Origin of the sequence: Epilithonimonas sp. JDS (assembly GCF_021261315.1) — a bacterium.
Taxonomy (GTDB): Bacteria; Bacteroidota; Bacteroidia; order Flavobacteriales; family Weeksellaceae; genus Epilithonimonas.
Map to the genome: position 1 here is coordinate 710,541 of NZ_JAJSAX010000001.1, position 21,938 is coordinate 732,478.

The following is a 21,938-nucleotide window of genomic DNA, read 5'->3' on the forward strand; positions in this document are numbered from 1 at the left end:
CTTTTGTGTTCAATCAAATATACAACAAAAAGCCTCAAAACAGAGGCTTTAAAAATCATAAAAAAATATTAAATTTTATTATTTGAATCTTTCGAACGCGGCTTTGTCCAGCATTTCCCTGTCATCGGGATGCGAAATTTCTATCAAAGCCTGAGCTCTTTGACGAAGATTTTTTCCATAAAGATAAGCCGTTCCAAATTCCGTCACCACGTAATGAATATGACCTCTGGTTGTCACCACGCCAGCACCTTGCTTTAGGAAAGGAACAATTCTAGGAACACCTTTTTTAGTTCTGGACGAAAGTGCCATAATTGGTTTTCCGCCTTCGCTCAACGCCGCACCACGCATAAAATCCATCTGTCCGCCAATCCCGCTGAACTGATAAGTTCCGATAGAATCTGCACAAACCTGTCCTGTCAAATCAATTTCGATTGCCGAATTGATGGCGTGCATTTTCTTGTTTTTCATAATGTTGATCGGAAAATTCACGTGCTGAACATCCATAAATGCCACCGCCGGATTATCATCTACAAAGTCGTACAATCTTCTGGTCCCGAAACAAAAACTCGTGATCGTTCTGTTGGCGTGAGTGCCTTTATATTTATTATTAATGACATCATTTTTGATTAAATCGATGACACCATCACTCAACATTTCTGTATGGACACCAAGATCTTTGTGGTTGTGAAGGCATTGCAAAACCGCATCCGGAATGGTTCCGATTCCCATTTGGATCGTTGCTTTGTCATCAATCAATTCGGCCACATTTCTACCGATCTTCATTTCTTCCTCACCCACTTTCTCGCTGTAATTAATGGTCAAAAGCTCTTCCTCGCTCCACACCAATTTTTCGATTCGGTTGATGTGGATCATTCCATCGCCGTGGGTTCTTGGCATTTTCGGATTGACGATTGCGATGATTTTTTTTGCCGTATCAATCGCGCTTCTCGCAACATCAACAGATGTTCCCAAAGTGCAATATCCGTGAGCATCCGGAGGTGAAACGGTGATCAAAGCGACATCAATTGGCAAGATCCCATTTTTGAAAAGAATTGGGATTTCACTCAAAAAGATTGGAACGTAATCGCCATTTTCGGAATTCACAGCTTCACGCACAGGCGCAGATGTGAATAGTGAATTGATGTAGAAACTATCTTTATATTGAGGTTTGGCGATTTCCACATTGCCTTGCTGTGTGATGGAAACCATCTCCACATCTTTCAAGCGTGAGGACTGCTTTGCCAATTCATCGTACAAAAGGTTGGGAGTACACGCACTTCCGTGTCCGAAAATCCTGTCACCACTTTTAATGATTGAAACTGCTTCTTCTGGGCTTACATAATTAATCATTGCTTTTTATTTTTAACAAAGTTAGAATTTAATTAAATGGTAAAAAATGAGCATTATCAGCCAACTCTCTATTTATCAGTTAAAATGATAAAAGTCACAATAATATTTTGAGAATTCAATAAAATGATTTTACTTTGCAATTCAAAGTTCTTTATAATAATTAAATTTTAAAATGATGATAATACAAAATCGTACCTCAGCTTTTATTTATTCTGCAGCAGCACTAATTTTGACTGCACCACTTATTGCAATGCAATTCACAACCGAAGTTAATTGGACAGCTTCAGATTTTCTAATTATGGGCGCGTTACTTTTTACAACTGCATTTGCTGTAGATTTTGTCTTGAAAAAAGTAAAGACTCTCAAATCCAGATTGATTTTAGTTTTCGGGATTATTGCTTTATTAATTTTGATTTGGGCAGAAATGGCCGTTGGAATTTTTGGAAGCCCGATTGCCGGGAGCTAATTCATTTAATTTTGAACTAAATTTAAAAAGCTAACATTACTGTTAGCTTTCTTTATTGATTTAATCTTCCAACCAACTCGTCTTGTAACTCGGGTCTTCCACTTTTATCGCTTCTTCCGTCAGTTTGAAAGGCCTGAACGGGTCAACCATCACCGCATATTCGTCGGTAGATTTTTTGCCGATGCTTCGTTCCATCGCGCCTGGATGAGGACCGTGAACTACACCACCTGGATGTAGTGAAAAATCCATCAAATCCACGTGGTTTCTGCTCATAAAATCGCCTTCCGTGTAAAACAAAACCTCATCCGAATCGATATTCGAATGGTTGTATGGCGCAGGAATCGCTTGTGGATGATAATCGTACATTCTTGCCACGAATGAGCACACCACAAAATTATGCGCTTCGAAGTTCTGATGAACCGGAGGCGGTTGATGAATTCTCCCCGTAATCGGTTCGAAGTTCTTAATATTGAATTTATAAGGATAAAAATAACCGTCCCAACCTACAACGTCAAACGGATGCGTGGCATAAATGAAATCCGTGATTTGATTTTCCTTTTTCACTTTGATGAGAAAATCGCCTTTCTCATTTTTCGGTTCTACGAAAGTTGGCGGAACAATATCGCGCTCACAAAACGGAGAATGCTCCAGCAATTGTCCGAACTCATTTCGGTAACGCTTCGGCGTGTAAATCGGAGAATGCGCTTCTATGAAAAGAAAAACATTGTCTTCGGATTCCAATTCCAATTGATAAATCGTACCTCTTGGAATGATGAGATAATCGCCGACAGAAAACTGAATGTTTCCGAGCATTGTTTTCAGAATTCCTTTTCCTGCGTGAACGAAAAATAGTTCGTCGCATTCTGCATTTTTATAGAAATAGTCAGGAGATTTTCTTGGTTTCGACAGACCCATTTTCAAATCATTGTTTAGCATCAAAACCTTTCGGCTTTCCAAAAAGTCATCCTCGGCGGTCACTTTTGCGCCTTTTATCATTCTTGGCGTGACGTTTTTCTCGACTGCGATTGTCGGCGTCACGTCTTTTGCTTCGCCAATGGATTTGATTTGAGTAGGGCGATGTGTGTGATACAACAACGATGCAATGCCGTGAAAACCCTCTGTTCCGAAGAGTTGCTCGTAATAGAACTGGTCGTCTTCGGATTTGAAAACCGTGTGTCTTTTTGGTGGAATCTTACCTAGCTGAACGTATCTCATTTTGTTGGATTTGGCTTTTCTCAAATGTAATATTTTTTTCTGATACTTTGATTTGAACGCTAAGTGCGCTAAGATTTATTTGATATTATTGAAAACACTTTAAGGTTCGCAAAGGTGTAAAACGCATCAAAGAAAATTAAAAAACAGTTCACATCAATTTTGTCTTTCCGTAGGAATCTAGACTGTTGAGATTCCTACGGAATGACAAAATTGAGTTTTTATGCTACCTTTGAATTGTACTGAAAATTGCAGCCCGACTTGAGTGGAAATCCTTTTTTTGTGGCTGGAAAAGCTAAGCAAAAAAGATTGGGAACGGAAGGCGGAAATAGCTGCCCAAATAATACTAAATAATTAAAAGATTAAATAATTAGCAATTTGTGGTTATTGGGAAAATCTTATCTTTGAGATTATTAAAATTTTTTACAAATGAATGATTCATTAATGGTTTCGGAAATTTCGGAAATCGAAAGAGCAGAATTTTACAGAAAAACGTATATGCACGTCGCAGTGGCGATTTTGGCGTTCGGAGCGGTGGAATATTTGTTGTTGAAAACGATTCCGTTGGAAATGGTTTTATCGATGGTTTCGGGTAAATATATCTGGCTGGCGGTCATCGGCGTTTTTTGGTTAGCGTCTATGCTGGCGACAAAACTATCGTTTTCGGTTTCCAAAAATATGCAGTATTTGGGATTGGGATTGTACGTTTTGATAGAAGCGGTCATCTTCCTTCCAATGTTGGGAATCGCAAGTTTGTACGCACCGGAAATCATCACGCAGGCTGCGCTGGTAACGGCATTTATGTTTGCTGGATTGACGGCGGCAGTTTTCCTGACGAACAAAGATTTTTCTTTCCTTAGAAACATCATCGTGATTGGTGGATTTGTAGCGCTGGGCGTGATTGTAGTTGGCGCAATTTTCGGATTCAATCTTGGTCTTTGGTTCTCTTTGGCGATGGTTGCGTTGGCAAGTGCGAGTATTTTGTATGAGACTTACAACATCAAAAATCAATACTCAAAAGGTCAATATGTAGGCGCAGCTTTACAATTGTTCGCATCTATTATGCTATTGTTCTGGTATATTTTGAGAGTATTTTTGAGCAGAAGAGATTAGAAAAGATGTTAGAATCTAGATTTTAGACAAGTAATATTAAACTCATCATCTTTTTGATGAGTTTTTTTTGTGTCCGGAAATTAAATTGAAAGCAAATTTTTTATTTCTAATAAAATTGTTAGTTTTGTCTAACATTATTGTTTTATGAAATTAATTATTGCCATATTTACATTACTTTCTGTTTTTATTAATGCCCAGATAGATTCTGCAAATGTTCCTAAACCTGATACTATTGACAGTTCTAAAAGTATTGATGAAGTGACCATCACCCAGTTTTCTGTAAAGAAATTGAACAGTCCGATTTCGACAGATGTTTACTCACAACAATTTTTCAGAAAGAATCCGACCGTTAGTATGTTTGAAGCGATTGCGATGGTCAACGGCGTGAAACCTCAGCTGAATTGTGCGGTCTGTAATACTGGCGACATTCACATCAATGGTTTGGAAGGCGCTTATACGATGATTTTGATTGATGGAATGCCCATCGTCAGTTCGCTTTCCACAGTTTATGGACTCAGCGGAATTCCGAATAGTTTGATTGATAGAATCGAGGTGACGAAAGGTCCAGCGTCGTCCATCTACGGTTCGGAAGCGATGGGTGGCGTTATTAATATCATTACAAAAAATGCTTTGCAAGCGCCGGATTTTGCAACCGATGTGATGACAGGAAATCAAGGTGAAATCAATTTTGATGTTGCGAAGAAAGTGTTTGACAACAAGAATTTTTCCAGTTTGCTGAGTCTCAATTATTTCTATTTCGGGAACAGAATTGACCAAAACAAAGATAATTTCACCGACACGCCTTTGCAAAACCGAATCTCAGTTTTCAACAAATGGAATTTTAAAAGAAAAGAAAATCGACAGGCAAGTTTTGCATTGAGATATTTTTATGAAGATAGATTTGGTGGCGAAATGCAGTGGCAAAAGCGAAATCGAGGTTCGGATGATGTTTACGGCGAAAGCATTTACACCAACCGTTTTGAATTTTTTGGAATTTATCAGTTGCCATTGAAGGAGAAATTTTTGCTTCAATATTCTTACAATTACCATCATCAGGATTCGTTTTACGGGAACACTTCTTACTTGGCGACTCAGAAAGTTTTGTTTTTGCAAATGAATTGGGAGAAGCAATTGGGCAAACATCTTTTGAAAAGTGGGACCACTTTGAAATCGACTTTCTACGATGACAACACACCTGGAACAGCAAATCTAGAAGGTGAAAATCAACCGATGAAATCACCGATTTACGGTCTTTATTTGGAAGACGAATGGGAAATCAATGATAAAAACACTTTACTTCTTGGTTATAGATATGATTATCACAAGATTCACAAATCTGTGCATTCGCCGAGAGTTGCGTGGAAATTTGAGCCGAATCCTTACCATACTCTGAGGTTGAGTTTTGGAACCGGTTTCCGTGTGGTGAATCTTTTCACAGAAGACCATTCGGCGTTGACTGGCTCGCGTGAAGTGGTTATTGCGGATGATTTGAAGCCGGAAAAATCTTTGAACACGAATCTGAGTTATCTGATGAAAATTCCAATCAAAGATTATTTTATCAATGTGGATGTGAACGGATTTTACTCTTATTTCAACAATAAAATTGTGGGTGACTTTGATTCCGAGCGGGATAAAATAATTTATGATAATCTGGCTGGACACGCTATTTCCAGAGGAATTTCTGCAGACATTAGTACTAATTGGAGTTTGCCAATTCAGCTGATGTTTGGAGTGACTTATATGGATGTCTATCAGGAAAATGAAGGCGACAGAATCCAGCAATTGCACGCGCCGAAATGGAGCGGAACTTACAATTTGAGTTATCAGTTTGCAAATAAATTTTCGATGGATTTGACGGGACAATTTTACGGACCAATGCGATTGCCAACTGTTCCGGATGATTTCCGACCGGAATATTCGCCTTGGTTTACGTTGATGAACATTCAGTTGACGAAGAAATTTGATAATGGTTTTGAGATTTATGGAGGCGTGAGAAATCTATTAAACTTTACGCCGAAAAATCCGATTCTAAGACCGTTTGACCCGTTTGATAATCAAGTGGATGATGTTGCGAGCAATCCTTATGGTTATACGTTTGATACGACTTATGGCTATGCGCCGATGCAGGGAATTCGGACTTTTTTGGGGATTCGTTATCAAATTAGGTAGATGTTAGAAATTAGATTTTAGAAGTTAGATTAATGAAAATATTAGCTTTCATATTAATAATAATTTCCGGGATTTTTAATTCGCAGGAACTGAAGCATTATGGATTTGATAGTTTACCGGAAAAGTTGGAGAAACCTATTCTGATTTATATGAAAACCGATTGGTGTTCGATTTGTAAAATTCAAAAATATCAGATAGAGAAGGATTTGGAGTTGAAAAAATTGATGGATGAGAATGTTTATTTTATCATTTTCAATCCTGAAAAACATAAGGAATCTATTAAATTCTTTGGTGGAAATTACAATTACATTTCGAACGGGAATTCTGGGATTCACGAATTGGCAGTTGAGATTTCATCAAACAAAAAACCTGTTTATCCGAGTTGGGTTTTGATTAATAGAGATGGGAAAGTTTTTTTTCGGAATGAGGGATTGGTTGATAATGGGACTTTGAAATTATTGATGGGGAAATTGAATTGATGAATCATCAAACGCGTTGGCAAATCAATCGTCAAATGAATTCGCAAACGCATTATTAGCATAGGAATAAATTCCTATGCTGGGAAATCGGTCGTCCCTTTGGGACTTTCATTGTTGGGTTTCTGATTTGTCATTAATAAAAAACCTTCTAAAAATTAATCCAGAAGGTTGATAATTTATATTTGATAAAATTTATTTCGTCAAATCCAAGCTTCCGAAATTACCGGAACTCATCATCACAAAAGCGCCTTTCGATTTGTCCAAAGTTTCCCAATAAGCGTGAAGGTCTTCTGCGTTGGTAAAGACTTTCAGGTTTTCATTTTTGAATTTTTCCTTAATCAAATCTGGAGAAATCGGGTCCATTCTTTTAATTTTCAAAGCGTCTTCTGAGTAGAAAACGACGGCGTTGTCCAAACCATCCATTGCGTGGTCGTATTGCTCAAGGAAAACCGGATTGAGACTTGAATAGGTGTGGAGTTCTAAAAATCCAAACGTTTCAGTTTTTGCAAATTGTTCTGCAAATGCGGAAACAGTCGCTTTCACTTTGCTTGGTGCGTGCGCGAAATCTTTGTAAAGCAATCCGCCATCAGCTCTTTTGACGATTTCAAGACGTTTTGATGCGCCTTTGAAACTCATAATCGCTTCGTAGAATTCTTCTTCCATAATACCCAATTGAGAACAGATGAATCTTGCGCCTTCCATATTCAGCAAATTGTGTTTTCCGAAAACAGACAATGGAATATCGCCCATATCGGTTTTCAGATTGACAATACCGTCTACGATTTCGTAATCTGGCGTTTTGTAAGGAATTTTTCGGAAATAATTTTCAGCCGACTCCACCACTTTCACCACTTCCGCATCTTCTTCGTTATAAACCAAAACACCGCCAGGCGTGATGCTAGCCACAAATTTTCTGAATTGGTCAATGTAATCATCAAAGGTTTTGAAAACATTGATGTGATCCCAAGCAATGCCGGAAACCAAAGCGATATTAGGTTGATATAATAAAAATTTGGAACGCAAATCGATTGGAGAAGACAGATATTCGTCGCCTTCAAGAATCATAAAATCATTGTCATCCGTAATCTTCACCATACAATCGAAGCCTTCCAATTGGGCGCCGACCATATAATCAATATCTTTCTGATGGAAATTGAGAACGTGCAGAATCATCGATGTGATCGTGGTTTTCCCGTGGGAACCGCCGATGACCACTCTGGTTTTTTCTTTGGATTGTTCGTAGAGAAATTCCGGATACGAATAAATCTTCAAACCTAATTCTTTTGCTTTAGCGAGCTCAGGATTGTCGGCGTGGGCGTGCATTCCTAGGATTACGGCGTCAATATCCGAAGTCAGTTTTTCGGGAAACCAACCCAATTCTTCGGGAAGAATTCCTTTTTTGTCCAATCGGGATTTTGAAGGTTCGAAAATAGCATCGTCTGAGCCTGTGACCTGATAGCCTTTATCTTTGAGCGCAATGGCAAGATTGTGCATCGCAGAACCGCCAATAGCAATGAAATGGGTTTTCAATTCTGAATAATTTTAGACAAAAGTAAGGAAAGATGTGTGAAGTTAGAAGCCAGAACTTAGATTTTTCCTTTCATTGAATTCAAATATAAAAAAACCTGATTCGTTTTTGCAAATCAGGTTTTTTATTTTTTAAGCTACAATCTCTTTTCTCTTAGGATTGTGCTCCACTTTCAATTCCTCGCCCGTGAGCGTGAAATAGATGTTCTGTAATTGATGAAGATGCGTGCATTTGATGTAATTTCCAAAGAACAAAAATCCTTCAAGAATTTTGTTTGAGCTAAGGTCAAAATCATATCTGCAGAAATTCGGAAGGTCGAATCTTACTCGTGTAGAAGAGCGGTAAACTTCCTTGAATCCCAATTTCGAAAACCATTCTGCTGTCAGCGCAATTGGTTTTAACTTTCTTTGATCTACCGTGGTAAAAGAGTCGATTTTTACAAAAAGATCATTGTTTTTGTTTTCCATCCCGATTACTGGTACGATCTCATCTTCATAGATGACCAAATTGTTGAGTCTAAGTTCTGTGGCTTCCATACGCGAAAATGTTAGTGATTATATATAGGTAATTATCTACTTAACAAAATCGTTGCCAAAAAGCTAAACAATTCTCCTTTGCTCCTAAAAAAGCAAACTTTAACAATTGAACAGAAAAAAGGGAAATTATCAAAAATGAAATTAAATCAGACCTTTTTTATGCATAGCATAATTCTTGTCTCGCCAACTTCTACATTTGTATCTACCTCAATTTTGCAATCAATTGCTTTGCAAAGATCGCGGATCACGTGCATTCCCAAACCTTTGGTAGTTCCGATGCTCATCTTGTCATCATACAAAGCCCGGAACTTTTCGATATTGGTTCCGCCGCCATTATCCTTAATTAGAATGTAATGAAAATCGCCCTGCTCCCAAACTTTGCAGACGATGTGAGGCCGATTGACATTTTGCAAAACTTTGACGGCATTATTTATCAAATTTCTAAGGATTGTTTTCAGGTATTCTTTGTCCGTAAAAATTTTAAGGTTTGTAGGAATTTCGAATTCAAGGTGAATATTTGAAACCCAGACAAATTCTTTTTTAACTTCATCAAAGACCTCATCTGCACCATAAAACTGTTTATTCGGTTCGAAGTTTTCCATTTGCCCTTTGCTCCAGAGAAGCAGATCTTCCATTTGTGTTAAAAGCTGATCAGCCGAATCTGAGGTTTGTTTTTCCAGTCGGATCTTGGTTTCATCATCCATCAATTCTGGTGCGTCTTTTTGTAAATTAAGAAAATGAATAAGCGAAACCACCGGACTTCTGAGATCGTGATTTAGAATCCCGAAAAACCTCATTTTGTTTTTGTTAGCTTTTTCTAATTCCTGATTGAGACTTTGAAGTCTGCTGCTATTTTTCTTTAATTGTCGATAGAGGAAAAACAATAGAATCCCGATGACAAAAAGTGCTGCGAGGCCAAGCAGATAATAAATTTTCTCTTGCTCCTTATTTTTAATGATGATTTTGTTAAGTGCAATTTCTTTATTTTTTTGATTGACGACTTTCTGGCTTTCAATCTTCGCAATCTCATTTTTTCTTTTCTGAGAATAAATGGAATCTCTGGTAGCATAATATTGAGTAAGATTTTTTGAATAGGAATCAATATCTTTTCTAGTTTTACTTAACTCAGCCATTCCTGCGTAACTGAACATTACCCATTGCATATTGTTATTTTCCTCGGCAACATTCTTACTGATTTCAAACTCTTCCTGCGCTTTTGGCAAAAGTTCAGATTTTTCGTATGTCAACTGATCTTTATATTTATCATAATATTTATAAAAATCCATGTACGAATAAGCCATATTATAATGATTGACAACGGACATATAATGATTGGGCGAGATCTTGTTCCATATTTCCTGAGCTTTTAATTGCATCTCGTAACTTTCCATCAATTTAGCAATATCCAATAACGACCAATTGGTGTACAGCCAAGCCTGACCGTAATCATTTTGAGTCGCCTTAAAATATTCATAGGAAGTTTTAAAATGGTTCGCTGCTTCTTTCACTTTTCCAAAACTTCTCTCTATTTCTGCCAAAACTCCATAACAAAAACCTAAAGCTTCTTTTGAGTTTGATTTTTCTGCAGTTTTCAGTGCTTCATTTATATTTTCATATGATTTCTCTTTGTTGGACTCATCAAGATAAATGAAAGCCAGACTTCTGTAGGCGGCAGAAACAGTCCAAAGATTATTGCTTTTATTACCAAAATCAACGGCTTTCAAATAATTATTAACAGCATCTTTATGCTCACCTTTTTGATGAAACAGTCTTCCAAATAGATAATAATTGTCGGCAAGATTATAGTTATTTTTTTGATTAAGTAGGAAAGATGTCTTGTTGATTTTCAAGCCTTCTGAAATCTTGTTCTTTTCCACGAAATAATTGACTAATCCTAAAAGTGTTTTTCCTTTTTCGGCTTGCCAATTTTTTTTTTTGATGAGTTGAAGGTTTTTTTGAGTGTAAAAATAACAGCTGTCCGGATTGTAGATTCGGTAGATATCGATTAGTTTCTGTTGTAGCTCAAATTGTTTTTTGTCGGTATTATTTTTCCTTGACTCGGTTCGATAAAAATCAAGTTTGGAAAACTCTTGTGATAAAATAGAAATTGGCAAAAATGTACAGAATATTACAAATCTTAAAATCATAATCTGTTATTTACCACTAAGATACAATTTTACAACTCATACCAAAACAAAATTACTTTACGCTTTCCTGATGCTTAAAGTAATAGTTGTTTCACCAATTTCTTTGTCAGAATCGACTTCGATTTTACAATCAATCGCTTTGCAAAGATCGCGGATCACATGCATTCCTAATCCTTTGGTGGTTCCGATACTTATTTTGTCATCATATAAAGCTCTGAATTCTTCAATATTGGTTCCGCCGCCATTGTCTTTTATTAAAATATACTGAAAATCGCTCTGATCCCAAACCTTGCACAAAATCTTTGGATCAGAAGCATTCTGCAAAACTTTCACCGCATTACTCATTAGATTTCTTATAATCGTTTTGAGATATTCTTTGTCCGTGAAAATTTTCAGGTTCGTAGGAATTTCAAATTCAATATCGACATTTGAAGCCCAGACAAATTCTTTTTCGATTTCATTGAAGATTTCATTAATATAATAAAACTGTTTATGCGGTTCAAAATTTTCCATTTGTCCTTTGCTCCACAACAGTAGATCTTCCATTTGTGTTAAAAGCTGCTCGGCTGAATCTGAGGTTTGTTTTTCCAGTCTGATTTTAGTTTCATTATCAATCAATTCCGGCGAATTTTTTTGAAGATCAAGAAAATGAATGAGTGAAACAACGGGACTTCGCAAATCGTGGTTTAAGATTCCAAAGAACTGCATTTTGGTTTTATTGGCTTTTTCGAGTTCAGAATTTAGGAAAGATAATTTTTTATTGATTCTCTTTCTGTTCCGGCTTTGATTGTACAGCAAACCTCCGATAATTGCGATGGCGATCAATCCCGAAATCAGGTAAATTCTCTGCTTTTTAGCATTTTTGATACTTAGTTCATGGATTGTATTTTCGGCAGAAAGCGATTTTATTTCCTGCTGCTTGGTTTTATTCTGATATTTTGCTTCGGTATTTGCAAGCGTTTGTTTCCCTGATTCTATAAATAGTGAATCATTCGTCTGAGTATAAGCATTATGATATTCGTAAGCTTTTTTCCAATCATTTAGTGCTGCATAAGCTTCAGATAATTTTTTGTTGACATCAGCAAAAGAGCGTTTGTCGTAAACATAAGCAAACTTCAAAGCCTGATTCAATCTGTCAATTGCGGGTTTGTATTTTTCCTGAGCTAGAAGGACTTTTCCTTTGATGACGTTGGCTTCCATCTCGATTTCTTCATCATTAGATTTTACTGCAAAATGTAATGCTTTGTCCGCATAATCATCAGCCAGTTCCAACCGATTTTTATTGAGATAAAACTCCGCCATATTTCGGTTTCCGTAGCTTATATTCAGGAAAAGTATTGGATTATGGATGGCAATATCATACAATTTAAGATAATATTTCTTCGCCAAATCTATATTTCCCAAATGAGCGTAAGCTTCTATATATGAGTTATATAAAAAAGCAACACCGTCAGATTTGTTGAGATATGGAACTGCATAATTGCAATATTCGATGGTTTTTTCGTATTGCTTCATATCGTTGTACGCATCAGCAATCTGAAGATATGAAACACCGATATTATTGATTTTCAATGAATCAGCTTTCTTATCAAGTTTAAGATAGTCAATCGCTTTCAGTTTATAATTAATGAAGTTTTCAAATTCCGAACGATCAAGGTAATATTCTCCCAAACTGCCCAGCATTGTCGCTTTGATGTCATCATCTTTTACGGTGTCAACGACTTTTTTGATGTATTTAATTAAGTTTTTCGCCTTTTGATGTTCCTTAATGGAGTAATACATATAGTTCAACCTCATCAGCGAACTGGTTTCCTGTTTAAGATCTTTTGCCTGTTGTGCTAATTTTAAAGATTTTTCGAAATATATTGTGGCTTTCTCATATTGATTATCGGTGTATTCATAACCATAACCTTTGTAGAAATAAAATCTGGCGAGATATTTTGGATTATTTTTCGCCAATTGGATTCCATATTCCGCTTTGTTGATTAGAATTTTATATTTTTCATTGATATGCAAATCTGTACAGTATTCGTCCCAAGCTTTTAATTTGTCATTAATGTTTTTGAACCGCGATAGATCCGGCTGTTTCTGTGAAAATGAAAAAGCGAATAGATTCAAAATGAAAAAAAATAAAATTTTCTTCATAAAAGCAATTTCAAATTTTCTTTAAAGCTTCTGCCAATCGGGATTGCGAGATCATTGTGCAGAACAATCTCGTGGGTATTTATTTTATTAATAAACTGTTTCTGCACCGCAAAACTCCTGTGAATGCGGATGAAAGACCGGAAGCTGCCTTCTTTCAAAAGATGTCCAATGCTTGACAGTACACAATGTCTTTTTTGCGAAGTCACCACCAAAGTGTAATCCTTGAGAGCTTCCAGATATAGGATTTCGTGAAGTTTTAATTTAATCTGATCGTGACCTTCTTTGATGTAAATCACATCGCCGCCAATGCTGGACTCGAAAAGATTGGCTTTATTTTTCATTTCGAAAAAATGGATAATTCTCGTCATTGTTTTTTCGAAGCGGTCAAATTTCAGCGGTTTTACAATGAAATCTAAGGTTTCCAGTTCAAAACTTTCAACCGCATATTCCGGATGGGAAGTGATAAAAATGCAGGCAGGAACGTGTTTTACTTTTTTCCTGAGCTCGACGCCGGTCAATTCTGCCATATCGATATCAAGAAATAAAACATCGACGGCGCTGCTTTCTATGGCTTTCAATGCATCTCTAGAATCAGAAAAAGTCCCAAGGATATTAAGATTAGGAAACTTCTTCGCAAAGGACAAAACGGTTAGCCTGTCGATCTCGTTGTCATCAATGATAATACAATTGAGTCTTTCCATAATTATCTTGTGTTTCATCAAATTTAAGAAAAAAAGTCATTGGTCTATTTAAAATGTTGTTCGTCTATTAGAACTTTTCATAGGATACAATTCTCTATAATTTCGATAAAATTTTTAAAACTTATTGAAATGAATAAAATACTATTAATGAAATTCCTGACGATAATGATCGTCCCGCTTGGCCTGATGAAGGCTCAGACAGCAGTTCTTGCCACAGGAACTACAGCAGCAGGCGCAGCCGGAAGTGTTGCGTACAGTGTCGGACAAGTTGCCTATTCTCAAAAAGGAGCAAATCTGGAAGTGACAGAAGGCGTGCAGCAACCTTACGAAATTACTACGCTGGACGTAGATGATGAATCCATTATGGAAAAAAATATTCTCCTGTACCCAAATCCGGTGAGAGATTTTCTGAATGTTGACTTTGGAAAAGAAAATTTCCATAATTCCAGATATTCACTATTTGATCCTCAAGGAAAGCTTATCAAAACCGGAAATCTCACTCAGAAAAAAACAGAATTGGATATGACGCGGTTTCCGTCTTCAGTTTATATCATCCAGATATTCCAGGACAACAAAAACATTAAAACTTTCAAAATCATTAAAAAATAAAATCTCATGAAAAAAATTGTATTAATTGCAGCTTTGGCACTTGGAACTTATATGGTTTCTGCTCAGGCTCCTGAAAAAATGAGCTACCAGGCCATTGTCAGAAATGCAACCGGACAACTGTTAACCAATCAGAATGTTGCAATGCGGATCAGCGTATTGCAGGGATCTGCCGCCGGTGCTGCTGTTTATTCCGAAAGAGTGACAGGAACAACCAATGCCAACGGACTGGTGAGTCTGGAAATTGGATCTGGAACAGTGCTAAGCGGAACGTTCAACACCATCAATTGGGGAACCAACAGCTATTTTCTAAAAACCGAAACCGATCCGGCAGGCGGAACAAACTACACCATCGCAGGAACAAGTCAATTACTGAGCGTTCCTTATGCTTTGTATGCTAAATCATCCGGTGGCGGAGGCGGCGGCAGTTTGACATTACCTTACACTGCAACAACCAACAATGCTTCCACGCTTTTCTCTTTGACTAATGATGGCGACGGAACTTCAGTCGAAGGTATCAACAACGCCATCACATCGAGTATCGCAGCTGTACGGGGAACGGTAACAAATATAGCTCCGGGAGGATTTTCGTCTGCAGTCCGCGGGATTAATAACGGAACCGGCGGATTGGGAATTGGTGTCTGGGGATCGCAGGCCGGAAGCGGCTGGGGTGTTTACGGCGTTACGCCAACTGGCTTGGGTGTTTATGGAAACTCATCAGGATCCGGAACCGGCGTCTATGCAAACAGTAATAACGGAACAGGACTTACAGCTACCAGCACCAATGGCATTGCAGCAAGTATGACCAATTTCAACAATGCAAATAACAACAACGTCCTAAATGCTTCCACGTCAGGAAACGGAACCGTTGTAAATGTTTCATCATCAGGTTCCGGAGTTGGTGTACTGAGTAGCACCGGAAACGGTTTTGCAGTACACGGAATTACCAGTCAGCAGACTTCTGCCGGAATCGTCGGAGATAATAATGGCGCAGGAGAAGCTATTGTGGGAAGAACTACAAGTGATATTGCAGGCGCAGTTGTGGGACGAAATGATGGCGGTGGTTATGGTGTACGAGGTTTTGTTTCAGGTAATACAACAGGAACGAGCGTAGGTGTATTTGGTCAGGTTGGCCTAAGCTCAGGTAAAGGCCGTGCAGGGCGTTTTGAAAACTTGAACACAGCTAATGAGAGTAACACTCTTGAAGTGGAATCTAACGGCTCGGGAAATATCCCGGATAACACAGAAGGAAATGTTTCATCTTTTCTTTCAACTAACACGAACAGCGTAAGTGCAGGTGTAAGAGGAGAAGTGAAAACTATTTTCGGAAATTTTGGAGCAGCTGGATTATTTGGTGTTGCATCCGGAACAGGCGGTTTTGGAGGGCTTTTTCATGCGTCCAATCCAACCGGGAACAGTCGTGCTTTAGTTGCAATTTCTGATGGGAACGGAAATGCTATTACGGCCAATGCTGCCAACTCTGCCAATGGTATTGAAACAAATGTCGATGGAGATGGAAATGCCATTTATGCCTGGACACCTACTTTCTCAACAGGACGTGCGGGAAGATTCCAACATTTCAATGAGGATAACACCAGTGATGTAATTACCGTCAGTACAATTGGAAATGGTATCGCCGGAAATTTCAAAGTGGATAGAACCACTGGGACTTCTGCTGCGGTAAAGGGTGAAGTCAATTCTATTTTTGCTAATTTCGGAACAGCAGGCGTCTACGGTTTATCCTCCGGAACTGGTGGCTATGGTGGACTTTTCTATTCATCAAACGCCTCCGGAAACGGCCCGGCTGTACTTGCAATCACTGAAGGTAACGGAAACGGAATCACTGCAAATGCAGGAGGCTCTGGAAATGGTGTAGAAGTATCGGTCGATGGAACTGGAAGTGCAATTTACGGTTGGGTTCCAAACTTTGGGACTGGTAGAGCTGCTTATTTCAGAAACTTTAATACAGCAAATTCTCAGGCAGTAGTATCTGTCACCAACGCGGGAACCGGAACAGGAATTTTTGTGAACCATACCGGAGCTTCAGGGAATCTTGCCGTTTTTCAAAGTGCAAGTGCAAATGTAGCTAGGATCAATAAAACCGGTCGCGGTTTCTTCAACGGTGGAACTCAGAATAGTGGTGCCGACGTTGCCGAAGCATTCGATGTAGAAGGCGCTTTCTCTGACTATGAGCCTGGCGACATCCTCGTTATTTCTACCAATACAGACAGAACCATCGAAAAATCTTCGGAACCCTACTCTACTCTGGTAGCCGGCGTTTATGCTACTAAACCAGGCGTTTTGCTGACTGAAGAAAACATCGATTCTGAATTGATTGGCAAAGTTCCAATGGGCGTTATCGGTGTGATTCCGACCAAAGTTTGTCTGGAAGGTGGAAACATCAAACGTGGCGATCTGCTGGTGACATCATCCAAATCCGGTGTTGCAATGAAAGGCGATCCTAAAAAAGTACAGATAGGACAGGTCCTGGGAAAAGCTTTGCAGGATTACAATCAGGAAGGCATCGGAAAAATCAAAGTATTAGTAAGCATCAAATAAAAATCAAACAAAATGAAAACATTATATATTACAATATTCCTATTGGCAGGCGTCGTTTCATTACACGCTCAGGAAAATAAAACCGCCGAAAAACAGGATGACATCAAGGCCATCAAAGAGTCTAAAGCCTTTGAAGCCAAAATGATGAAACAGCAGGCCGACAAAAAAGATGAAGCCAAAACTTCCAAACTGGCGTCCGAACAAGGAATAGAGCAGAAAAAACAAAGTTCCGAGCAGCCAAAATCCAGCGGAAATTCCAGAAAACTATTAGCAAATACGGCAAGTTTTGAAGAAGTCCTGACAAGTATTCCAAACCGTAAAGTTGTACGGAATGCAGGTCCAAAAGCAACAAATTCTGTAAAAGGATTGCCTAACACCGCGACTTTGGAAGAAATAAAAAAAACAATTCCTAAGAACTAATTATAAATTTTAAAACTAGAATGGAATCAGAGCAGAATTTTTTGCTCTGATTTTTTATTATTGAAATCTTTGGCAACATAATTGTTACTAAAAAATTACCATTCACTGTTATATATAGTTTTTTAAGAAGTAAGTAGGGGGACGCTTTGTTGGTCTCCCTATTTTATTTGAATTAAGCTAAATTCGTATAAAACGTCGATTTTTAAATCTATCAATGCGAAAGAAGCAAAGCAAGCTTAAATTTCCTAAAGTTGAACTATTTCATAAAAAGCGTAGAAATTATAGCAATCAACTAACGCATACATCCTGCGAGGTTAGAAGAAAGATTTTATTCTTCGTAACCGCAACACTTCAAACCACTCCCATGAATTTTTTTCATAATCATTGTTTTCGCTTCATGTTCATTGAAGTAGAGTACAAAATCCTTACATAACATTTTCCCAATAAAAATTAGTACTAAATCAAGAACGAGTTTTTGCCAAGAAAATAACTCTGGAAATAATACGGTTGTTAATAACATTAAAATAAACTTTTTCATTTTTGACACAGTTTTGTTACTCCAAATGTAATATTGACTATGTACTTTCCTTTTTTTGCTTAATAGAAATACAAAAAGTGTCCGACAATAGTTTGTATAGCACTTTTTTAAATTTTAAAAGATTCTTATTTCAGTAGAATAAAATAAATTTGGATCAAAAACTAATGACATAAAGATACTTCATTGTTTCTTGATACAGTGCCCTTCGCATTCATCACTTTAAGAATTTATCTTGCGTAAAATCCCAAACGAAAAATTTTTGATACGATCAAATAATTTTCCGACTCCGTAAAAATAAAAATATCAACGGGAGTTTTCCGAGGCCATAAAAGATCCGACTGCTAGGGAGTTTTAAGAATTAGACTATTGAATCAATTAATTCTTTTATAGCCGAAGCCTTCCACACAATTCAAATATCTGATTCGGGACTAATCCTTCCACTATAAATCCCAAGAAATTTTTCTGTTGGACCAGTGAGAAGACCTGTCCAATTTCCTGCGTGAAGATTAAATCCCATTGACCTATATGCAATTACAGGTGAGCCAGATTGCCCCTTTCTACTTCTACAGTCTATTAAAAATTGTGGTAACCCATCATAATCGATATCAGGTTCTGACGCTATAAATCCTGAAGTCCATATTGCTAAAGATCCACCAGCGTTCCGACCGAAAGGAAATCCGATAACACTGACAATGTCTGAGGGGAGATAATCCATCTGGAATTGATTGGTTGTTATATCGTATGGATAGATTTTCACATCATCAGATAAATTAGAAAGTAATTTTGCAACAAAATCAGCTCTTTCACCTAGGGTTGGATGCTCAATCCATTTAGGATTATAATCTTCAAGAATTATCTCACTTTTATCAACCCAATTTCCTATCGTAGTTTGATTATGTCTTATAATAATTTCATCAGGAATATAGCATTGCTGTGACAAATAATCACCCGTTACATTGTTTTTTCCGGTAACATTATGTCTATTAGTAATTAAAGCAGGACCTTTTGCGGTATTAACCACAAACCCTGTTCCTGTGGAAATATTATTTCCCATCATTTTCATTTGGATAAAAAGGGATCTAAGCGATTGAATTCGTATAGTCATTTGATAAAGATAGAAAAACTAATAAAATTATCGACGAACTTTTACTATGACATTTTTCAATTCTAAAATTATCGGGAAAATATCGGGAGACACAAGCAACAAAAAACCCTAAAACATTATAAATAAATGTATTAGGGTTAATCAGTAAGGTGCCTAGCGTACCCGACAAATGAGTTTTCTAGCATTTTCGTAAAACTTAAAAATACGCTCCAAACTCTTTATTAATGGGACTTAACAATAGTATGTAATTGCATAGCGTTTTACTAAATTTCAGAACGGTTGGAATTTGGTTGGAATTAATTCCAACGGATTTTGTATATTTGATTGTTCAAAAATTTCAAATATGGCAACCGTTAAATTTCGGGTTTTACACAAAACCGAGAACGCTCAAATCTATATCCGTTTTTCAATAGACAGAGATAATGTTTTCCAAATCAAAACAGGGAAAATCATCAATCCGAAATACTGGAGCGTAAAAACATCCCGACCTATCCAAACGCAACCAGAGTTCAAAATTCTTTACACAGAGCTGAACGAGTTGGAAACCTTTGTTTTGAAAGAATACAATTTCGATTATTCCAAAGGCGTTATTTTCTCAAAAGATTGGTTAGCTCAAAAGATTGATAAATTCTACAACCGCATCGAAGTCAAAGAAGATGATTCTGTTTTCCTCAATTATCTGCAAAACTTCACAGATTTCAAACGCAGTACCGCATCCTACACAGAATCCACTTTAAAAAAGTACAACAATCTGAAAGACCGTTTCCAATCTTATCAAAAGAAGAAAAAGAAAACCTTTCTATTGCAGGATGTAAGTTCCAAAATCCTGATTGACTTCAAAAACTTTCTGATTGCAGAGTGCAGCCTGATGGAAACCACAGCCGTAAGATTTATTAAAAATCTGAAAACTGTTTTATTTGATGCTGAACAAAATGGAAAATCTATCCATTATTCGATTAGAGGATTCAGTACAGGAACGACCAACACAGAGTACAAAGTATTTTTATCGTTTGATGAGATTGAGAAAATAAAAGACGTTACAACACTCAATACAGATTGGAACATTGCCCGAGATTGGTTGGTACTTGGATGCTATCTTGGGCAGAGAGTTTCTGACCTTTTGAGGATGAACAAACGGATGATTTACACCAAAACCGACAGTGAGGGAGACACATTCCGATTCATTGAGATTAAACAGCAGAAAACAGGGGAAAAAGTAGTGATACCAATCCACGATGAGGTGGAAACCCTTTTGCAGAAGTACAACGGAGATTTTCCGCCAATACTTGCTGTTAATTTTGATTCTAATGCAGTACTGTTTAACCGCCACATCAAAAAGGTTTGCGAACTCGCAGGGATTGACGAAATGATAAAGGGCAAAGTGTACAACGAGGACAAAAAGAAAAACGAAATTGAAGAAACGGAAAAATATAATTTGGTAAGTTCCCACGTTTGCAGACGTTCGTTTGCTACCAATTTCTACGGAAACAAAGAATTTACCACACCTCAACTTATGAGTATCACAGGACATAAAACAGAAAATATGTTTCTGAACTACATAGGACGAACCGCAGACGATTGGGCAATGCAGACCGCAAAGACTTTCAAAAAACTATCAAACCAAAAAATAAAAATATCATAGATGCAAAACTTCAACTTACCATATCTACCACCTAAAAAGGAAATAGAAACGCCTGCAATCCTAAAACAATTATCAAAATCACACCGTTATTTGGCAGAGCTGAAAGGCACAGTTAAGACAATTCCAAACGAAAACATTCTGATAAACACGCTCACATTACAGGAAGCAAAAGACAGTAGCGAAATAGAGAATATAGTAACGACTCACGACGAACTTTATAAAGAGAATATTTTTATTGAGAGCAAAAACCCAGCTACAAAAGAAGTTTACAGTTATGCACAGAGTTTAAGATTAGGATTTGCAACCGTAAGGAAAGAAAAGCTACTACTCAACAAACATATTATTGAGATACAAAGTACTTTAGAACATAACAACGCAGGATTCCGAACCCAGGCAGGCACTAAATTAGTCAATAATCTTGGACAGACCGTTTATATCCCACCGCAAGACAGCACCGAAGTTTTGAACCTAATGGCAAATCTTGAAAAATTCATTAATGATGATGAGTTTTCCGACCTAGACCCGTTGGTGAAAATGGCAATCATACACTATCAGTTCGAGAGCATCCACCCATTTTATGATGGTAATGGCAGAACAGGCAGGATTATCAATATTTTGTATTTGGTATTGCAAGGACTTTTGGATTTACCCGTATTGTATCTTAGCCGATATATTACACAAAACAAAACCCAATACTACACTGTTTTGCAAAACGTACGGGAAAATGATGATTGGGAAGGTATGATTTTATATTTATTGAAAGGCGTAGAAGTTACCGCACAGCAAACCATTAATTTGGTAACTAATATTAAAAACCTGATGCAGGACACCAAAACCAAATTGCGTGCAGAATTGCCAAAGATATACAGCCAAGACCTCATTAATAATCTTTTCAAAAACCCTTACACCAAGATAGATTTTTTGCAAAACGACCTCAATGTATCCCGGCAAACAGCGTCTAATTATTTGGATGAGGTTGTAAACTTAGGTGTTCTGCAAAAGATTAAAGTGGGAAAATCTAACTATTATATCAATCCGAGTTTGATAGATGCCCTCGCAAATGTATAGGTTAAGAAAATATCAAAACTCTAACACAAAAATAACAACGTGTTAAGAAAACAGCAAAATTTTAACACGACGACGACGACGTGTTAAGAAAAAAGACATTTTGTATCAATGAAGATTACAATGTGTTAAGACAATATCAGAAAATTAACCAGCT

The 21,938-nt window shown here is 37.3% G+C and carries 18 protein-coding genes; 9 read left to right on the plus strand and 9 right to left on the minus strand.

Annotation, left to right across the window (positions count from 1 at the left end):
- Nucleotides 1-78: 78 nt before the first annotated feature.
- On the minus strand, nt 79-1,350 hold the full coding sequence (locus LUD75_RS03310) for an acetyl-CoA hydrolase/transferase C-terminal domain-containing protein (protein ID WP_232704273.1): 1,272 nt from the start codon (nt 1,348-1,350) through the stop codon (nt 79-81).
- A gap of 172 nt (nt 1,351-1,522) precedes the next feature.
- On the opposite strand from LUD75_RS03310, the gene LUD75_RS03315 reads away from it, so the two are divergent.
- Nucleotides 1,523-1,816: a hypothetical protein gene (locus LUD75_RS03315; protein ID WP_232704274.1), complete on the plus strand. Its 294-nt coding sequence runs from the start codon at nt 1,523-1,525 to the stop codon at nt 1,814-1,816.
- 60 nt (nt 1,817-1,876) lie between these two features.
- Here LUD75_RS03315 and LUD75_RS03320 read toward each other — a convergent pair whose 3' ends face one another.
- Nucleotides 1,877-3,031 (minus strand): homogentisate 1,2-dioxygenase, encoded by a 1,155-nt coding sequence (locus LUD75_RS03320; RefSeq protein WP_232704275.1) that lies wholly within the window; start codon nt 3,029-3,031, stop codon nt 1,877-1,879.
- 426 nt (nt 3,032-3,457) lie between these two features.
- Here LUD75_RS03320 and LUD75_RS03325 point away from each other — a divergent pair, with 426 nt between their 5' ends.
- From LUD75_RS03325 to LUD75_RS03335, 3 genes are all read left to right on the plus strand, one after another.
- Entirely contained in the window at nt 3,458-4,141 is a 684-nt protein-coding gene (locus LUD75_RS03325) for a Bax inhibitor-1 family protein (RefSeq protein ID WP_232704276.1), read from the plus strand.
- 144 nt (nt 4,142-4,285) lie between these two features.
- Nucleotides 4,286-6,310 (plus strand): TonB-dependent receptor, encoded by a 2,025-nt coding sequence (locus LUD75_RS03330; protein ID WP_317207305.1) that lies wholly within the window; start codon nt 4,286-4,288, stop codon nt 6,308-6,310.
- 32 nt (nt 6,311-6,342) lie between these two features.
- The gene (locus LUD75_RS03335) at nt 6,343-6,789 is read left to right on the plus strand and encodes a thiol:disulfide interchange protein (RefSeq protein WP_232704277.1); all 447 of its coding nucleotides are present in this window, start codon (nt 6,343-6,345) and stop codon (nt 6,787-6,789) included.
- Nucleotides 6,790-6,981: 192 nt separating this feature from the next.
- Here LUD75_RS03335 and LUD75_RS03340 read toward each other — a convergent pair whose 3' ends face one another.
- The 5 genes from LUD75_RS03340 to LUD75_RS03360 form a co-directional block, all read right to left on the minus strand.
- On the minus strand, nt 6,982-8,319 hold the full coding sequence (locus LUD75_RS03340; RefSeq protein WP_232704278.1) for a Mur ligase family protein: 1,338 nt from the start codon (nt 8,317-8,319) through the stop codon (nt 6,982-6,984).
- Between the two features lie 129 nt (nt 8,320-8,448).
- Entirely contained in the window at nt 8,449-8,853 is a 405-nt protein-coding gene (locus LUD75_RS03345) for a hypothetical protein (protein WP_232704279.1), read from the minus strand.
- Between the two features lie 146 nt (nt 8,854-8,999).
- Nucleotides 9,000-11,000, minus strand: a complete 2,001-nt coding sequence (locus tag LUD75_RS03350; RefSeq protein WP_232704280.1) for a tetratricopeptide repeat-containing sensor histidine kinase — start codon at nt 10,998-11,000, stop codon at nt 9,000-9,002.
- A gap of 57 nt (nt 11,001-11,057) precedes the next feature.
- On the minus strand, nt 11,058-13,145 hold the full coding sequence (locus LUD75_RS03355) for a HAMP domain-containing sensor histidine kinase (protein WP_232704281.1): 2,088 nt from the start codon (nt 13,143-13,145) through the stop codon (nt 11,058-11,060).
- The gene (locus tag LUD75_RS03360; protein WP_232704282.1) at nt 13,142-13,864 is read right to left on the minus strand and encodes a LytTR family DNA-binding domain-containing protein; all 723 of its coding nucleotides are present in this window, start codon (nt 13,862-13,864) and stop codon (nt 13,142-13,144) included. Before LUD75_RS03360 ends, LUD75_RS03355 begins: the two co-directional genes overlap by 4 nt.
- Nucleotides 13,865-13,975: 111 nt before the next feature.
- Here LUD75_RS03360 and LUD75_RS03365 point away from each other — a divergent pair, with 111 nt between their 5' ends.
- Genes LUD75_RS03365 through LUD75_RS03375 form a run of 3 tightly spaced genes read left to right on the plus strand, consistent with a single transcriptional unit; the run spans nt 13,976 to nt 17,431 of the window.
- Nucleotides 13,976-14,455 (plus strand): T9SS type A sorting domain-containing protein, encoded by a 480-nt coding sequence (locus LUD75_RS03365; protein WP_232704283.1) that lies wholly within the window; start codon nt 13,976-13,978, stop codon nt 14,453-14,455.
- A 6-nt stretch (nt 14,456-14,461) separates the two neighbouring features.
- On the plus strand, nt 14,462-17,011 hold the full coding sequence (locus LUD75_RS03370; RefSeq protein WP_232704284.1) for a collagen-like protein: 2,550 nt from the start codon (nt 14,462-14,464) through the stop codon (nt 17,009-17,011).
- A gap of 12 nt (nt 17,012-17,023) precedes the next feature.
- The gene (locus LUD75_RS03375; RefSeq protein ID WP_232704285.1) at nt 17,024-17,431 is read left to right on the plus strand and encodes a hypothetical protein; all 408 of its coding nucleotides are present in this window, start codon (nt 17,024-17,026) and stop codon (nt 17,429-17,431) included.
- Nucleotides 17,432-17,759: 328 nt separating this feature from the next.
- Here LUD75_RS03375 and LUD75_RS03380 read toward each other — a convergent pair whose 3' ends face one another.
- Both LUD75_RS03380 and LUD75_RS03385 read right to left on the minus strand, forming a co-directional pair.
- The gene (locus LUD75_RS03380; protein WP_232704286.1) at nt 17,760-17,969 is read right to left on the minus strand and encodes a hypothetical protein; all 210 of its coding nucleotides are present in this window, start codon (nt 17,967-17,969) and stop codon (nt 17,760-17,762) included.
- Between the two features lie 409 nt (nt 17,970-18,378).
- Nucleotides 18,379-19,023: a serine protease gene (locus LUD75_RS03385; protein ID WP_232704287.1), complete on the minus strand. Its 645-nt coding sequence runs from the start codon at nt 19,021-19,023 to the stop codon at nt 18,379-18,381.
- Nucleotides 19,024-19,417: 394 nt separating this feature from the next.
- Between LUD75_RS03385 and LUD75_RS03390 the strand changes: the two genes are divergently transcribed.
- Nucleotides 19,418-20,716 (plus strand): tyrosine-type recombinase/integrase, encoded by a 1,299-nt coding sequence (locus LUD75_RS03390; RefSeq protein WP_232704288.1) that lies wholly within the window; start codon nt 19,418-19,420, stop codon nt 20,714-20,716.
- Nucleotides 20,717-21,784, plus strand: a complete 1,068-nt coding sequence (locus LUD75_RS03395) for a Fic family protein (RefSeq protein WP_232704289.1) — start codon at nt 20,717-20,719, stop codon at nt 21,782-21,784.
- The last annotated feature ends 154 nt before the right edge of the window (nt 21,785-21,938 follow it).